Annotated in this window: 16 protein-coding genes and 1 tRNA gene; 11 read left to right on the top strand and 6 right to left on the bottom strand. The window is 54.0% G+C overall.

Annotated elements, in window-relative coordinates; genetic code table 11:
• Window positions 1–10 precede the first annotated feature (10 nt).
• Together ACSHSR_RS04615 and ACSHSR_RS04610 are read right to left on the bottom strand one after the other, a co-directional pair.
• Window positions 11–340 (bottom strand): hypothetical protein, encoded by a 330-nt coding sequence (locus ACSHSR_RS04615; protein ID WP_107110003.1) that lies wholly within the window; start codon window positions 338–340, stop codon window positions 11–13.
• 26 nt (window positions 341–366) lie between these two features.
• On the bottom strand, window positions 367–903 hold the full coding sequence (locus ACSHSR_RS04610; RefSeq protein ID WP_107006088.1) for a GNAT family N-acetyltransferase: 537 nt from the start codon (window positions 901–903) through the stop codon (window positions 367–369).
• A 129-nt stretch (window positions 904–1032) separates the two neighbouring features.
• Here ACSHSR_RS04610 and ACSHSR_RS04605 point away from each other — a divergent pair, with 129 nt between their 5' ends.
• The gene (locus ACSHSR_RS04605; protein ID WP_028780191.1) at window positions 1033–1980 is read left to right on the top strand and encodes a deoxycytidine triphosphate deaminase; all 948 of its coding nucleotides are present in this window, start codon (window positions 1033–1035) and stop codon (window positions 1978–1980) included.
• A 129-nt stretch (window positions 1981–2109) separates the two neighbouring features.
• Window positions 2110–2970, top strand: a complete 861-nt coding sequence (locus ACSHSR_RS04600) for a GGDEF domain-containing protein (protein ID WP_479631303.1) — start codon at window positions 2110–2112, stop codon at window positions 2968–2970.
• Window positions 2971–3026: 56 nt separating this feature from the next.
• Here ACSHSR_RS04600 and ACSHSR_RS04595 read toward each other — a convergent pair whose 3' ends face one another.
• Window positions 3027–3236 (bottom strand): hypothetical protein, encoded by a 210-nt coding sequence (locus tag ACSHSR_RS04595; RefSeq protein WP_243890123.1) that lies wholly within the window; start codon window positions 3234–3236, stop codon window positions 3027–3029.
• A 94-nt stretch (window positions 3237–3330) separates the two neighbouring features.
• Between ACSHSR_RS04595 and ACSHSR_RS04590 the strand changes: the two genes are divergently transcribed.
• Window positions 3331–3744, top strand: coding sequence for an META domain-containing protein (locus ACSHSR_RS04590; protein ID WP_025886935.1), 414 nt, complete (start codon window positions 3331–3333; stop codon window positions 3742–3744).
• Between the two features lie 86 nt (window positions 3745–3830).
• On the opposite strand, the gene ACSHSR_RS04585 is transcribed toward ACSHSR_RS04590, so the two are convergent.
• On the bottom strand, window positions 3831–5153 hold the full coding sequence (locus ACSHSR_RS04585; RefSeq protein WP_093982295.1) for a dicarboxylate/amino acid:cation symporter: 1323 nt from the start codon (window positions 5151–5153) through the stop codon (window positions 3831–3833).
• A gap of 302 nt (window positions 5154–5455) precedes the next feature.
• Between ACSHSR_RS04585 and ACSHSR_RS04580 the strand changes: the two genes are divergently transcribed.
• Window positions 5456–5905, top strand: coding sequence for a GNAT family N-acetyltransferase (locus ACSHSR_RS04580; protein ID WP_025010009.1), 450 nt, complete (start codon window positions 5456–5458; stop codon window positions 5903–5905).
• A 116-nt stretch (window positions 5906–6021) separates the two neighbouring features.
• On the opposite strand, the gene ACSHSR_RS04575 is transcribed toward ACSHSR_RS04580, so the two are convergent.
• Window positions 6022–8583: an acylase gene (locus tag ACSHSR_RS04575; protein ID WP_167716780.1), complete on the bottom strand. Its 2562-nt coding sequence runs from the start codon at window positions 8581–8583 to the stop codon at window positions 6022–6024.
• Between the two features lie 233 nt (window positions 8584–8816).
• Between ACSHSR_RS04575 and yjjX the strand changes: the two genes are divergently transcribed.
• The 6 genes from yjjX (at window position 8817) to ACSHSR_RS04545 (ending at window position 13902) form a co-directional block, all read left to right on the top strand.
• Entirely contained in the window at window positions 8817–9353 is a 537-nt protein-coding gene (gene yjjX / locus ACSHSR_RS04570; RefSeq protein ID WP_025010008.1) for an inosine/xanthosine triphosphatase, read from the top strand.
• A gap of 192 nt (window positions 9354–9545) precedes the next feature.
• Complete coding sequence (locus tag ACSHSR_RS04565; RefSeq protein WP_081782897.1) at window positions 9546–10547, top strand: bifunctional helix-turn-helix transcriptional regulator/GNAT family N-acetyltransferase; 1002 nt, start codon at window positions 9546–9548, stop codon at window positions 10545–10547.
• 378 nt (window positions 10548–10925) lie between these two features.
• Entirely contained in the window at window positions 10926–11966 is a 1041-nt protein-coding gene (locus tag ACSHSR_RS04560) for an NADP(H)-dependent aldo-keto reductase (RefSeq protein ID WP_062793426.1), read from the top strand.
• Window positions 11967–12045: 79 nt separating this feature from the next.
• Window positions 12046–13260, top strand: a complete 1215-nt coding sequence (locus tag ACSHSR_RS04555; protein ID WP_156020126.1) for an aminotransferase class V-fold PLP-dependent enzyme — start codon at window positions 12046–12048, stop codon at window positions 13258–13260.
• A 3-nt stretch (window positions 13261–13263) separates the two neighbouring features.
• Entirely contained in the window at window positions 13264–13713 is a 450-nt protein-coding gene (locus tag ACSHSR_RS04550) for a SufE family protein (RefSeq protein ID WP_028780199.1), read from the top strand.
• Window positions 13714–13825: 112 nt separating this feature from the next.
• A tRNA-Pro gene (locus ACSHSR_RS04545) sits at window positions 13826–13902 on the top strand.
• A gap of 74 nt (window positions 13903–13976) precedes the next feature.
• Here the strand turns inward: ACSHSR_RS04545 and ACSHSR_RS04540 are convergent.
• Window positions 13977–14576, bottom strand: a complete 600-nt coding sequence (locus tag ACSHSR_RS04540) for a HupE/UreJ family protein (protein ID WP_083390334.1) — start codon at window positions 14574–14576, stop codon at window positions 13977–13979.
• A gap of 335 nt (window positions 14577–14911) precedes the next feature.
• Here ACSHSR_RS04540 and trpS point away from each other — a divergent pair, with 335 nt between their 5' ends.
• A complete protein-coding gene (gene trpS / locus ACSHSR_RS04535) occupies window positions 14912–15913 on the top strand; it encodes a tryptophan--tRNA ligase (protein ID WP_025010003.1) in 1002 nt (333 codons plus the stop codon).
• Window positions 15914–16575 lie beyond the last annotated feature (662 nt).

Below are 16575 nucleotides of genomic sequence, written 5' to 3'. Positions count from 1 at the left end.
AGGCGATATCTCAGTAGCAGTGATCGAAATGGGCCGTTTCCATACAGAGGTAACCCAACTGCTCGGCCGATAGCGGCGTGATATCCAACACTTTCATTGGAGTGAATTCGGTATCGGTCAACAGACGGATCTGCACCTGATAACTGTTGCTGCGCCCACAGTCGAAACAGACGCCCAAGGCTTGCAGCAGATAATGCGGCTTGCCATCGATTTGGGCTTCAAAGGCCTTTACCTGTTCGCCCTGCAGTGCCAAAACAGACACCAGGTATCTGACATTATCCCAGGCAGATAGCCTTAGCGACTCACAGGCTTGCAGTAGGGTTTCTGGCGTGTTTTGCATCTTGCTCTCCCGCGTCAAAGCGGCTGTTAGCCCAGCAGCAGATAGAAATCCCTGCCGCAAAGGGTGACAAAGTCCAGGGTGCGCATGCGGCCATCCCGGCTATGGGCACGTATAGACGCCTCGTTGTCCTCGGCGATCAGTGCCAGCCAAGGCGCACTGATGTTGGCTCTGGCGGCGCCGTAAAGCTTATCAAACACGCCCTTGCCACGATAATCAGGATGCACCCAAACCGGGCCGTAATGCAGAGTCTGCTGCCAGTTCAGCTCCAGGTCAAAGCGATTCTGGGCCAGTTGCCGACTGAGAGCCTGACATAAAGGCGAATGCTTGAGTTTATCCCAACTGCCGGTTATCAGATAACCGACTACCTTAGTCGCGTCCAACGCCAGCCACACATGACCGGCGGCCACCAGAGGTTCAAGCTCCTTGGCCGAAAAGCCCTGCCCTTGCATGCCCTGTGTACGCTCTCTGGCACTCAATTCGTCCTGGCCGAAGCGCTGCTCCAGGCTGGCAATCGTCTCAACATCGGCCGCCTCAGCCTGGCGGTATTGCATGGTTTCCGGCATCAAAAAGGCTCAGCAATAAAAGAAGCCGCATTATAGCCAAAGCCTGTTGCAGCCGCACTCGATTTGCGAAATTCCCATACTGCTTCCACACTTAAAGTTGAACTTAAGCCACTCGACTCAGGAAGAGATATGCTCCCGGATACCATAGACCCAGGCAAGAGCCTATTGGAAAATGAAAGCCACAGACTCAACCTTATTCGCTGGATGCATCAATGTGAGCTAATGAAACGTTACTACCAGGCCGACAAAGTCTTTGTGCTGCAAAAGACAGATCAGGGATTCGAAGTCATTGTCAGCGCCGCCGATGCCAGCCACAGGTTCCCGCCCGGCAAGGTATTCTCTGCCGATGAAAGTGTATTCCAGCGAATGGTCGATAGCCCACCCGAGGGCGTCAATCTGGATCTCACCCGCTCCACCAATGATGACAACCCAAAAGAGTTCAGCAATGTCCTGGGGATTCTATCCCGGCCAGTGCTCTGGCCCGACGGCTCGGTATTCGGTTGCCTGTGTGTCATCAATGCCCATGCCAACGAGCAGCAACACATCAGCCCCTATATGTTGGAGCCGTTCCAAATTCTGCTGCAGCAAGACTTGGCGCTCTTATGCCAGAGTCACAGAATTGAGTCGCTGTCCATGCGTGACCGGGAAACCGGCATGCTCAACCACTACGGCTTTATCATGATGGCACCCAGGCAGCTCAATCTCGGCCGCCGCTTCGGTGCTCATTCAGGCATTATTTTTTTCGAGTTGATACCCGGGATGAATATGGATGCCGAAACGCTGGCACGTCACCATAGAGAACTCGGCAACCTGATCCTCAATACCATAAGAACCGCAGATATCGCTGCCCACTATAACGACAGCCAATATGTCCTGCTGGTGTTTGTCGATCTGGAGCGGGATCTAGAGCATATCATCAAACGCCTTGAGCGGCAGATGAGCCAGTTTTCGGCCCCATTACAACTGGACTCCAGCAGTTGCTTTTTCAGCCCTGACTCTGCCGCCAAGCTGGCGCCTATGCTGGAAAGTGCCAGGGCGGGACTCAAGTCATCCAAACAGCAAAAGAAAGAAGCATGAGCCCCTTGATTCAAAGCACAGAAGAGACGTTAAAAAGACCCAGATCCAACAACCGAATTTTTTCATTTTATTAACGCACGCAGTTGGGTATTCTGAGGCAATCCTTGCCATCACAAATACTATAACTATATGCATGCGCAACTGACGGAAAGAACCAGCAGCTTAAGAGACCATCCCAACGACCCTTTGCAACTCGGCCACTGGCAGAGTCGCTTGGTTACTGTCAGAGAGATGTTTCACGCCCAAACTGTGCTGTTACTGCAGCATATGCCAGATACCAAGCTGCAGGTCCTGAGCCACAGCTCGGCGGCTGAAACCCCAACCGAATTTGAAGGTATCGCCTCCCTGCAGCAACACTTTGCAGCTAACCCGGCGGAGACCATCAAGTACCCACTTCATTGGTCCGATGGCAAGCTGTTTGGCGAATTACTGATCCTCAATGGCAAACCCAAGGTGGCATTAGAGCAGTTGCAGTCTTTGCTCGAGCCTATGCTGGCGCTGCTCAAGGCCGAGCTTGGACAGTTGCAACTGATGGAGCAGCTGGAGTCTCTATCTCTGCAGGATGAACTCACCTGTATGCTCAACCCCAGAGGCTTTAACCTGTTGGCGCCGAGGCAACTGAGCCTCAGTCGCCGTTTGGGCTCCCATGCCGGGCTTATGCTGCTGGAAGGCAAGGAGCTGGATTCAAACCGCATTGGCGGACTGCAGCAGGATCAATCCCTGAAAATGCTGGCACGGGTGATACTGGAGAACATGCGCGAAGCCGACATATGTGCCCGATTGAATCACAACCAGTTCATTATTCTGGCATTTGTGGACAGCCAGGCGCACCTGGATATCCTCGCCAGTCGCCTTAAAAAACAGGTCAGCCGCAGTGATTGTGGCCTGCAGTTATTGGTGGGGCAAAGCTTCTTCGCACCGGACTCCCACTTCGAACTCTCACCCATGTTGGAACAGGCAGAGCAAGATCTGCTGCAATATAAAACTTAACGCCAATCCGGGATAAGCCGCTTATGTTGAGTAAACCAAGCTGCGAACTTGGGCGATTATTGCGGTTTTTGCTCCTGAGCCTTGGCCCATTGGATAAAAATAACCACAGGATAAGGGGACATGAATACCAACCCCAAGCCTATCAGTGAGGCAATGGTCAACATTCCACTGACCTCAAGTGCCATATCGGTCAACATGTAAAGCCCAATGCCGCCAAGCAGCATTAACACACCTATCCAATGTAACAATTTCAGAAGGCCTATCACTGAGTTAGCCCTGGATATCACCCTTCTCCCCCTTTTTAATCCGCGCTATTCTTGTCACACTATAGAGGCTTAATAGACTAATGGAAAAATGACCATGATTAAGAAAACCTTCGTAGCCGCTGCGCTGCTATTTGGTCTGGCTGCATGCCAAACCACCCCGGATACCCAAGGTCAGTATCTGCCACTGGAAGGCAGCTGGCATGTAGAAAGCATTATGGGGCAACCCACTATAGATTACAGCCCTGCCCAGTTGGTTTTTACCAATGACGGCAAACTGTCCGGCAACAACAGCTGCAATAACTTCTTCGGAACCTATTCCCAGGAAGGTCAGAAGCTGAAACTCTCACCGGCCGGCAGCACAATGAAAGCCTGTGTCGATGCCCTGATGGCCCAGGAGCAACTGGTGATGCAAGCTTTGCCTCAGGTCACCCAAGGTGAAGTCAGCAATGGCAAACTCTTGCTCAAAAGCGATGACGGCAAGGTGTTACTGCAACTCAGCAGTCTCTGAGTTCTGCCTCAAGTCATAAAAAAACCGCCCTCCGGCGGTTTTTTTATGACTGCAACACACTCTCAGTCGCGCTCATATTGCAAAATTCAGCTGCGCCCTTCCTCTGCAGCGCTGACGGCATTCTGCTCGGCTATCAGAGCACTCTGCTGCATATCGGCGTTATAGTGCTCTATATCCAGCTCATTTTCCGACTTGGCAATCACAGTGGTTGCCACCAAGTCGCCGGACACATTAACGACAGTTCGGGCCATATCCAGAATACGGTCGATACCGGCAATAATCGCCACCCCTTCCAGTGGCAAACCTACAGTGGTCAGCACCAGCGTCAGCATCACCAAGCCGGCACCGGGCACACCCGCAGTACCTATGGAAGCCAAGGTCGCGGTCAGAATAATGGTGATGTAATCGACCCAGGTAAGGTCTATGCCAAAGGCCTGAGCCACAAACAGCGCGGTCACCCCTTGATAGAGGGCGGTACCATCCATGTTGATTGTGGTGCCCAGCGGTAGCACAAAGCTGGAAATCTTCTTGTTCACTCCCAGGTATTCGCTGGCACACTTCATACTGGCAGGCAGACTTCCCGCCGAGCTGGATGTGGTGAAGGCGACCGCCATGGCATTGCTGATCCCCTTGAAGAACTGCAGTGGATTGAGGCGGGCAAACACACTCAATACCAGGCTGTAGAAGCCGACAATATGCAGGAAACACCCGATATAAACGGCAACAATCACCTTAATGAGCGGCAGCAGCATCTCCATGCCGTACTCACCGGCTACCCAGGCCATCAAGCCAAACACCCCATAGGGCGCCAGACTCATTACCATATCGGTCAGCTTGTACATGGCTTCCGCCAGGCTCTCGAATACACGAATCGCTGGCCTGCCATGCTCACCAATCAACACCAGGGCTATCCCCAGTGCCACGGCGAATACTATCACCTGCAGTATCTGCCCTTCGGCCAGAGCCGATACCGGGTTGGTGGGCACTATGTTGATCAGGGTTTCCATTACAGAAGGCGCCTGGGTAACCTTTTCGGTACCGACCTCAGGGGTCATATTCAGCCCGGAGCCCGGACGTATGACTGAACCGACTATCAACCCCAGGCTGATGGCAATGGAAGTGGTCCCCAGATAGAAGGCAAAAGATTTGAAACCTATCCGCCCCATCTTGGCGGTATCCTGCATTGAGGTCACACCCACTATCAGCGAGCAGAACACCAATGGCACTATCAGCATCTTGATGGTGTTGACGAACAGAGTCCCTATGGGCTTGAGATAGATGGCATCTTTACCCAGTATCAGTCCGGTACTCATCCCCAGAACCATACCTATCAGTATTTTCAGCCACAGCGGCAGCCCCGACCAGCGTGACCATAGACGGCCGACAAGTGAAGGTTGGTGTTTTGACATGTGTAAACCTTGATATTTGAAAAAGAGAGGGGCCATATCCTTGGCGGATGGCCGAGATCAGACATCAAGGCCGGTGCGCGAGTTTAGCACAGCTCGCCTGCAGCAAGGATGATCTGTATCACGCTGCCCGGTTACAGGTTTGAGTTCCCTTGAGCCGTTATCTTGAGCCGAGCCAGGGTAATCCAGATAAAACCGGAAATGACGACTTTTAATCCAGTCCCCCTTTGCACCAACATAGGACTGCTGATAAATTGTGCCCGCCCCTACGAGCATGCAAGCAAACAGAACTCAAAGGAATAACTATGCTAATAAGAAAAGGTACCCCAAAAGACACCGAGGCCCTGGTGGCTTTCAACCAGGCGATGGCTCAGGAAACCGAAGGATTGGCACTGGACAGTGACACCCTGAGCCGGGGCGTCAGCACCCTGCTGGAAAATCCCGCCAAAGGTTTTTATCTGGTAGCAGAAATCGAAGGTGAAATCGCAGGTTCCTTGATGGTTACCTTCGAGTGGAGTGACTGGCGCGCCGCAGACTACTACTGGATCCAGAGCGTCTATATCAAGCCAGAGCACAGACAAAAAGGCATCTATCGCGCCCTGTATCAGGAGGTCAAGACGCTGGCCGAAAAGCAAGGTGGGGCAGCCAGTTTCAGGCTCTATGTGGAGCAGGAAAACACCCGTGCCCAACAAACTTACCAATCACTGGGCATGAGTCAGAGCCACTACCTCATGTACGAGGAAAAGCCCGCCTAAGTTCAGCGCAGATATAGATTGTCATGTTAGCCAGGCCACTTTGACTGTGTTGGCAATCACAGGCAAAAAAATGCCGCTCATCTCGATGAGCGGCATTGAAGCTGAAAGAATAGCGCTTAACGCTCGAGCGTCAGTTCCATCTTGGATACAGTTGCTGCATCAATATCCGCTTCTTTGAACAGCAAGGGGCGGAAACGTTTCTCACTGGAGTAGAGCGCGGTCTGATCGGCAAACTCAGGACGCAGAATATTACTGGTCTCTGAGTAGGTAAGTATCCCTTTCGCCTCCGGGCCCTCATCGGTAAAGCTCACCGCCATCATCCAGCTGGAACCATAACGAACCTGATAGCCCTTGGCGCTCAGACCGGAATCCAGCGCTTTGCCGCTCAGTACATCGGTTGCCGGAGCGTAAGAGTGCTGCGGGATAAGCGTGTCGTCACCACTGGTCTTGGTGGAAAATACGTTGAAACCACCCTCGGCATGATGACTGCCGGGCCAGGGCAAACGCACGCCACTGGCGCTGCCATCCGGCAATGAACGCTCGACAAACTGCACACTGCCAAGGGGCGCATCGACGGCAAAACCGGCCGCTTCCAGGTTGAGCGCGGCATGTGCCAGCGCGGTGAGCGCCGAACCGTCAGAACTCAGTCCAGTGGGAGTGGTCGCTGGCTGCAGATAATCAAAGCCTTGGGTCAACATGGTTTTGTCATTGAACAAATGGGCGAATTCCCGAAGCAAGGCGCCGCCTTTACTGTCGTTGTCCTGATGACCATTCCAGGCCTTGAGCGCCGCGCAGGCAGCGCCGATATCCTTGGCAAGGGTACCGACCATTACAGGTTCACTGCCCTTGGCCTCACACTGGGCAATCAGATCATCCAAAACCATTTCGGCCAGATAGCTGCGGTTGTTGAGCACTGCCGCTTCCAGTTCATCCAGGTTGAACTTGCCATCACTACCGGCGGCATCACCAAGCAGCTTGAGTCCCATACGGGTTCTCATGCTCAGTTGGCCACGCTCCGGGCCGTACATGGGGGAGAAATACTCCAGCGGCTCGGCCGGGTTGGTAGACCAGAAGGAGTTATTGGAGTTTTGCACAAAGTCTGTGCGTTCCAACTTGGGCGCCCGCTCGAAAGGCGTGGGGCCATCGAAAGCGAACAGTGAGGTATTGCCCGGCAATATGGTAAAGCCCGCCTGCGCCTTGGCCGCCTTGATCTCAGGGGAAGTCTTCAGCAATACCACAGCCGCCTCGGATAATCCAGGCACGGTAGAGTCATCGATATAGAAGGCGTTGCCTTCCCTGTCGGCATACATGGTGTTATTGAAGATCATGCCGTCATAGTCTTTAAATGCCTGCACAAACTCCTGCTTGTTGGCGGCCATGTTCATCGCCAGCCAGTGATCCACGGGATCCATGGTCGCCATGTTGGCATCCTGCAACATAAAGGCCTGGCCATCATCCCAACCAAAAGGTGCCTGGGTGGCAGGCGCTTCGACTATAGGTCCCTTGGGAGTGGTATAGATATCTTTTTCGGCTACCAACATACCCGCCGGACCGGCATTGACCAGCACCTGCACGGTTTCCTTGCTGATAGGCATAGGCTCACCATCAAACAGATACTGCATTCGGTCGCCGGAAACCAGCTCCAGGTTATAGACCACAAAATGTTCGGCGGTGGAGAAAGTATGGGTCCAGGCGAGATCTTTGTTGAAACCAATATTGATTGGGCCCGGCATGCCGACCAGAGAGCCGCCCATCACATCCAGGTGTCCGGGAATGGTGGCATGGGACTGCCAGAACCTCAGGTTACCTGTATGCGGGAAGTGCGGGTTCCCCAGCACCATGCCCTTGCCGTTTTCCGTCTTGTCTTTGCCAAGGCCCCAGCCGTTGGAGCCCAGTTCACCCGGGTTGGTCTCCGGGGTGGCAATATTGGCGGCTCTGGCAATCAGCTTGCTGTTGATGTCATTGACAAAAGCGGTCTGGGCGGCAGAGGCAGGAGCCGGGCCGACTATTCGCGGCAAATATTCATCACCATCACCCGGATTGGCGTAAAAGATCAGATCCAGGAAGTTGGCCGCCCCCGGTAACAGGGCAATTGAAAACAGGTAGGTCACCACATCTTCAGGTTCAATAGGCTTGACCCAGGGTTGCCCGGCACAGAAGGGCTCAGCCTGTTGCTTGCCTTCGGCCACATCGCTCAAATACCGGTTGTAGCCGGCGACAAACCCGCTGATAAGTGCCCGGGAGTTTTCGCTGAATTCAGGCCATTTGGCCTCGGCCTGAGCTCTGACCTTGAGCGCCTTGTAGGCAAAGTCGGAGATCAGGTTACCATTGTCTTCACGGGCCGGGATCCCTGTGGTGAAGTCCAGGCTGGCATGGGGGCCGAAATACATGGAACGCTCTGAGTTGGCCTTAACAAAACCATCGGCCAGGATGCACAGATTGTCCTGCGCCTGCACATAGCCGTTACCGAATCCCAGGCTTTCCAAATTGTCGGCTTGAATGTGAGGTACACCGAAACTGGTGCGCCGAACGCTGACCGAGAGCTTGCCGTCCGGTGCAAATGCCTGCAGTGTGTTGTCGACCGGAGGCGGATTCTGATCATTGTCGTCATCCGAACAGCCAACGAGTGCCAGGGTGCCTGCCAGCCCCATGGCGTACATGAGTTTGTTGAATTTCATTATAATTATCTCTTTTTTAATGCCATTTATCCGACAAGGCCCAGCCCCTTGAACAATACAACTCCCCAAAAGCCATACGGGTCTGTCATGGCGCTTATGTCGTGTCCCTCGGTGTACCTTGCGTTGTGATTTACGGCGCGTCACAATGACGCCCAACTCAAGGTCGCACCTCCGACCATTTAAACAATGATTTAAACAGTCGTCCACATTAAAGATCCACCAAATAAACAAACATGAAACAAAAACAGTTACAGATAGTGGTGGGTTCTACCAACCCGGTAAAACTCAAAGCCGCCGAGAATGCGGTTCGCGCCCTGCATCCCGACGCCGAAATCCACTGCCAAGCCATGAAGGCGCCATCCGGTGTGGCGGAGCAACCCATGACAGATGCCGATACCCGCCAGGGAGCCATCAACAGGGTGGAATGGTGCAAGGCGAATGCAGATGCCGATTACTATCTGGCAATGGAAGGTGGGGTGGATGATTTTCCCCAGGGGCCGGCCACCTTTGCCTATGTCGTCATAGCCACCAAAGAACGCCTCTGCGTCGGCCGCAGTGCTCACCTGCCCCTGCCGCCCAAGGTTTATGCCGCGCTCAAGGCCGGTGAAGAACTGGGGGATGTGATGGATTCGCTGTTCAATACCGTCAATGTCAAACAGGCAGGTGGTGCAATAGGGCTCTTGACCCAGGGGCATGCTACTCGCGAGAGTATTTATCACTCGGCCTTGCTGCTCGCATCGGCGCCACTGCGTTACCCGGAGCTTTACTGATACCAGTCACCGCTGTTATTAATAACGGCGGTGTTGTTGACCGCCCCACCTCAATCTTTCCCAAGCGACCTGTGTAAATGCGGGACAATTACCAAACCCAGCTGTTGCAAATAGATACAGACTGAGCTAACTTGAATTCAGCATTAGTTGCTTATCGCAACCATTTTATCTTTTTGCGAGGTATCCCCTTAGATGTCCCTCAGTACAAAACCGCTAAATTCGGGCTCATCCAAGCCTGATGTTAAAGAGCCGGGCAATCGCCAGGAACCCTCTCAGGATGAACTGGCCCAGGTTAGCCCTGTGCTCAGACATCTGTCTCGTCATCTGGTACGGCAGCTGGGTATGTTGTCCGGTGCCTGCGGGCAACTGCCGCTGACACCTGTGCAGGCACACACACTGCTGGAGCTGGGACAGCAAGATCTCAGCATTAAAGAACTGAGTAGCCTGCTCAATATCGATAAATCCAATGCCAGTCGTGCCGTCAGTCATCTGGTCAAGAAACAACTGGCCCAAACCAAGGCCAATCCCAGAGACAATCGTTGTCTGCAGGTCAGTCTGACTCCGGCCGGGCATAAGATGTTGAAACAGCTGGATAACCAGCAGGATAATCAATTTGCTGACATTCTTGCCCAGTTGGCACCGAGCGAAGTGACCCAGCTGGAAGCCAGCCTGCGCTGCTACAACAAGGCGATTACCAAAGCCAAGAGCCAACAGGGGGTGGTAATCAGGCCACTACAGGCGGCAGACGATGCCGGGCTGGCCGCCGTGATACGTGCTGTATCGGCCGAATATGGCCTGACTCCCGATAAGGGTTACAGTGTGGCCGACCCGACCCTGGATCACCTGAGTCGCCAATATGGGCAGCCAGGCAGCCGGTATTGGGTAATTGAAAAACAGCAGCAATTGCTCGGCGGTGCCGGCATAGCACCCTTGCCCGGCGAAAGGGGGGTGTGTGAGTTGCAGAAGATGTACTTTATGCCCATAGTGCGAGGCCTGGGGCTCTCCCGCCGTTTGGCACTGCAATGTCTCAGCTTTGCCCGCGAGCAGGGATATAAGGCCTGTTATCTGGAAACCACCAAACTGTTGCCGGAAGCGCTCGGCCTCTACGCCAGTCTGGGCTTTACCGTCCTGCCCAAGCCCCTTGGCAATACCGGCCACAGCGCCTGTGAAATTCCCATGTTGCTGACACTCTAGCCGAGCAAGCCTCTAACCAAGCAAGCCGCTGCCACCGGAGGCTCTGGTGGCAGCTACGGCCCACGCCTAAAAAGCGCACCAACACAATAGATGCAATGCCGCTGTGATTGCTGCAGCTATTCCCGGAGTGTGACTTTGGCAATCGGTTAACTCGGCTGTTCGCCTGCCCAAAGTCCTCAATTGCCACCTCTCCCTTGATTGATTCATCAGCGATGGTGTTATGCAACAGATTGAAATCCAAACCATACTTCCCATTCCTGCACCTCCCGCTCAACAAACTGAAAAACAACAAAAGTGACACGAAAACAGTTTTATTTATTGACAATCAACCTCTGTCACTTGTTAGCTTGCAGATAAGGAAATTAGCGGGAGCTTTCAATGGAATACAGACGTATCCCCCACTCCACTCTGGAAGTGAGCAAACTGTGCCTCGGCACCATGACCTGGGGCGAGCAAAACAGCCAGGCCGACGCCTTCGCCCAGTTGGATATGGCCCTAGCCAAAGGGATTAACTTTATCGACACTGCCGAGATGTATCCGGTGCCGCCAAAACCCGAGACTCAGGGTGAAACCGAACGCATCCTTGGCGCCTATCTCAAGGCCCGCGGCAACAGAGACAACCTGGTGATTGCCACCAAGGTGGCGGCTCCCGGCGGCAAGAGTGACTATATCCGCAGCAAGATGGCACTGGACTGGCGCAATATCCAGCTAGCGGTGGATGCATCATTGCAGCGCCTGGGCGTAGACTGTATCGATCTCTATCAAATCCACTGGCCCCACAGAAACTGTAACTTCTTCGGCGAACTCTTCTATGAGCAGCAGGAGCAGGAGTCGATGACCCCCATCCTGGATACCCTAGAAGCCTTGAGCGAAGTGATCCGCGCCGGCAAGGTGCGCTATATCGGGGTTTCCAACGAAACCCCATGGGGCCTGATGAAATACCTGCAACTGGCAGAAAAACATGGCCTGCCGCGAATTGTCAGCGTCCAGAACCCCTATAACCTGCTGAATCGCAGCTTTGAAGTGGGCATGAGTGAAATAAGCCACCGCGAAGAGTTACCACTGCTGGCCTACTCGCCATTGGCCTTCGGTACTCTCACAGGCAAGTATCTCGACAGTCAGTGGCCAGCAGGCGCCAGGTTGACCCTGTTCAAGCGCTTCGCCCGCTATACCGGCACCGAGTTGGCGCTTGAGGCCACCGAGGCCTACGTCAAGCTGGCCCAAAAATTCCACCTGAGCCCGGCACAGATGGCACTGGCATTCGTCAACTCCCGTCCCTTTGTGGGCAGCAATATCATAGGCGCCACCAATCTGGAGCAGTTAAAGGAGAACATTGCCGCCTCGCAGCTTAAGCTGAGTGATGAACTGCTCGGTGAAATCAACACGCTGTCGAGCCGATTTCGCCTGCCCTGTCCTTAAGGGCTGAGATATTTCGCCTTGCATTGGGCGCACAAATCCATAAAGATCTGTGCGCCCTTTTGATTGAAGATCCACAGCAATGAGCACTCCACAGTTGCGCGCCCAGTTTCCCGCGCTCACCCAGATGTTGGGGGATTATCCCCTGGTCTATCTCGACACGGCCGCCACCAGCCAAAAACCCCGGCGGGTGCTGGAAGCTATGGCGCGTTTTTACCGTGAAGATTGCGCCAATGTGCACAGAGCGGCCCATCAGCTTTCCGCCCGGGCGACCCAGGCCTACGAAGCTGTGCGTGATGCCTTGCAACATTTTATCCATGCCGCCCGGCGGGAAGAGATCATCTTCACCCACGGCACCACCGAAGCCATCAACCTGCTGGCCTGGGGCCTTGGCAAGCGCTTTGGCAAGGATGACCTCATTCTGGTCGACAGCTGCGCTCATCACGCCAATCTGCTGCCCTGGCAACAACTGGTCAAACGCAGTGGTGCCAGGCTGGAACCCATTCCGCTGGATAAAGATCTGCGCCTCGATAAGGCGGCCTTTAGTCTGCTGCTCCAGCAAAAGCCCAAATTGGTGGCCCTCAGCCATGTTTCCAATGTATTGGGTACGGTCAATGACATACAAGCCTTGTGTCAGGATATTCGCGCCGCCGGCGCCATCAGTGTGGTGGATGGTGCCCAGGCCGTCGCCCATCTGCAGTTGGATATGCAGCAACTGGGGTGCGACTTTTATGCTTTTTCCGGCCACAAGATGTATGGCCCCAGCGGCATAGGCGTACTCTGGGGCCGCTATGAATTGCTCGACACCTTGGAGCCACTGCTGACCGGCGGTGAGATGATAAAAACCGTCAGTTTCCAAGACAGTACATTTGGCGACTTGCCCAACCGCCTCGAGGCCGGCACCCCGCCGATAGCCGAGGTCATAGGTCTGGGAGAGGCCGTTGCCTTTCTCGAACAGCAGGACAGACAAGCCCTGGCACTTGCCGAACAAAAACTGCTGAACAAGCTGCAACAGGGGTTATCCGCCATTGCCGGGGTCGAACTTTACGCCGCCCACGGGGATAATCTGGGCGCCGTGGCCTTTAACCTCAAGGGTGAGCATCACCAGGATGTAGGCATACTGCTGGATCAACAAGGCATAGCGGTACGCTGCGGCCATCATTGTGCCATGCCACTGATGTCGCTGATGGGTATCAAGGGCTGCTGCCGGGCCTCTGTGGGGATCTACACTGATGAGCAAGATATCAAACGTTTTCTCGATGCCCTGAGGGCAAGCGCCGAGCTACTGGGATATTGAACCATGACAAAAACACTCTCTGCTGCCGACTTTATCCAATTTGCCAAGCAAACCCAGGCGCCCCTGGCCGACTTATTTGAAGCCGTCTCCTCGGCCAATAATTGGCAGGACAGATACCGCCAGTTGATGCAAGGAACCAAGCTGTTGCCGGCCCTGCCACCCGAATTGCAGACTGAAGCCGCCCGGGTACGCGGCTGTGAAAGCGCCGCCTGGCTCTACCACTGCCAAATCGAGGGCAAGCATCTGTTTATTGCCGACAGCGAGGCCCGTATCGTCAAGGGGCTGATCGCCCTATTGCTGCATGCGGTGAATAACAGCGATAGCCAAACCCTGGCGCAATTTGAGCCCAAGGCTTATCTCAAACAACTGGGTTTGGAGGGGCAACTGAGCCCATCCCGCAGCAACGGCCTCTATGCCCTGATAGGCAGAATCATCGAGCTCAGCCGAGGGTAATGCCATGATGCTTTTTTCAGCGCTTCAACTATCCAGCTCACATCGGAGAATAATTTTGCGGCCTGGTTGGCATTTTTTCAATTAAGCTTCACTTACCATCTGGTTCCAGAGTCGGAGCGTAGCTCAGCCCGGTAGAGCGCTGTCTTCGGGAGGCAGGGGTCGCAAGTTCGAATCTTGTCGCTCCGACCAATCAAACCGCTATCCAAGCGGCACAAAGACTCAAGGGCAGGTTCATTGAACTTGCCCTTGTTGTTTCTGCTCCGTCACACAGCCACAACCATCATCAAGCCGGCCAGCAACAAGCAAGTGCCGAGCACGTATTGCAGCTGCTTCTTGGCCAGCACTTTACAGGTTACCTCCCCCACCATGCTGAGGATCAATACTGTCGCGCCGATCCCCACCAGATAACCCAAGAACAAATTGGAGCCACTGAGGGTCCAGTCGGCCACGCCCAGATTGGCGCTGCCCAGGGTGTAGCCATGGGCGAATGCCAACATGGCGACCATGGCCGCAGCAACATGAGTAGCAAAACAGATATTACCGGCAATCAACATGCCGAGCACAAACATGGACAGGAGGACAAAGGACTTGCTGACGATAAGCGCCACCGAGGTTTGTGCCATCAGGGTACCGGCCAACATCACCAGCACAAACGATAGCGGCACCGCCCACAAGGCTTTACCGCCAAGCTGCGCCGACCAGACGCCGACGCCAACGGCCACCAGCAGACTGGCCAACAACATCAGTGGGTTGAGTTGCATCACCTGCTCGGGAAAGCGTCCCACAACCCCCAGCGACAACAGCAGACTGGCGCCAATACCCAGGAACAGCCAAGATCTGCCAGCAAACAAGGACCGCATCATAAGCACCTCTCACTTGCCGAGTGACTACGCTTTAACCTTATACCTTACGGTAAAAAAATGCTTGACCTGGCACAAATTCCTGACAAAAAACCGACCTTTAATTGACTTGCATAACACAGACTCAGGACTTACTATCCTTGGGTCTTTAAATGTACTTTTGATTAATCCCATGTATTTCCCAATCAACTCATTGCTCATGCAACAGACTTGGTGGCGCAGCCCAAACCGGCGGCGTCAGGATTAAACATAGGTAAAATCATATCTTCCGGGCCGCCATAAGGCGGCCTTTGTGTATCTGTACGTCTTATGGCTCCGGCAATCTCAAGGAGAACAAGATGAAACAGATCATACTCACAGGCGACAGACCCACAGGCAAACTGCATATCGGCCACTATGTCGGTTCGCTCAGGCAAAGAGTCCAGGTTCAGGACGAATTCGATCAGAACGTAATGATCGCCGACTATCAGGCTTTGACCGACAACGGCCATAACCCGGCCAAGGTGACCGACAATATTCTCGAAGTCATGGCCGACTACCTGGCGGCCGGGTTAGATCCGGCCAAGACACGTTTTTGCCTGCAAAGCGCGCTACCGGCGTTATCAGAACTCACCTGTATCTACTTGAACTTGGTGACGGTTGCCCGGCTTGAGCGCAATCCCACAGTCAAGGCGGAGATCCAGCAAAAAGGCTTTGAACGCAGCCTTCCGGCGGGTTTTCTGGTCTACCCCGTCAGTCAGACCGCCGATATTACCGCCTTTCGCGCCACTCATGTGCCTGTGGGTGAAGATCAGTTGCCCATGCTGGAGCAAAGCAATGAAATCGTCCGTCGCTTCAACAATCTGGTGGGGGCTGAAGTGCTCAAGGAGTGTCAGGCAATTCTCAGTGACACAGGCCGCCTCCCAGGCCTCGACGGCAAGGCCAAGATGTCCAAATCCCTTGGCAACACCATAGAACTGGGAATGAGCAGTGACGAACTCAAGCAAGCGGTGTTTTCCATGTATACGGATCCCAACCATCTGAGGGTAGAAGATCCGGGCAGAGTCGAGGGCAATACGGTGTTCAGTTATCTCGATGCTTTCCACCCGGACAAGGCGCTGGTAGCCGAGCTCAAGGCCCATTATCGCCGAGGAGGCCTCGGGGACATGAAGTGCAAACGGATACTCAACGACTGCTTGCAAGAGTTACTCGCGCCCATGCGTGAACGGCGTAGTCAGGCTATGGCAGACAAGGGGCAACTGCTGGCGATACTGCAGCGGGGCACGGAAGAAGCCAGAGCCATCAGTGATGCCGTACTGCAAGATGTCAAAGCCGCCATGGGACTTAATCTATTTCGCTAACCAATGGGTCACTCAGCTGTACTAGCTCAACCCAAGGGGCCATAAGCCCGCCCCTTGGCTGAGCCTCTCGCAGCGCAATCGGTCGGACTTTTCGCTGGCCGGCATTGCCCGCCAAGATGCAACACACTGTCACTGTCTGAGTGACTAATCCCGGCATGACTATAGGGTTAGGGAAGGTGCAAACAAGTCCCATGTGTGCTCTGCGTCGGATTACGGGCCTGGACGCAAGGCGTGGTTCGCAGCAAATGGCCCTAGTCCTTTGCAAGAAGCACAACACAGCAGGCAGGCTTGTAAGCCACGCCCTTCGGGGCTTTCACAGCAACCGGCTCTCTGCGTTATCTGACTTCGACATGCCCCGGCATGCCTTCAGTCAGATGCCTTGAACGCCAATTGCTGTGCAAGCCAGAGTGCAACGAGGACTTATTCGCACCTTCCTTAAAATAGCCAAGTACAGCGATATTCCCTCTGTAATATCCCTTAAGGCATTAAATCCCACTGGCTTGAACCAGCTGAACCTGACCACTTAGTTTACTTTTACCAGCAAATACAGTTTGGTTTGCATTCGGCTTGGTACAGGCTAACAGTTCCATTTTTTAGAAAATTAACTCGCTTTTATTGCGATATTTTTTCTAATTATACGGATTTAAACTGCCGACATTGAT

Source organism: Shewanella sp. VK101, from assembly GCF_056497865.1.
The sequence above is the reverse complement of the archived record's forward strand: the minus strand, read 5'-3'. Positions and strand labels throughout refer to the sequence as shown.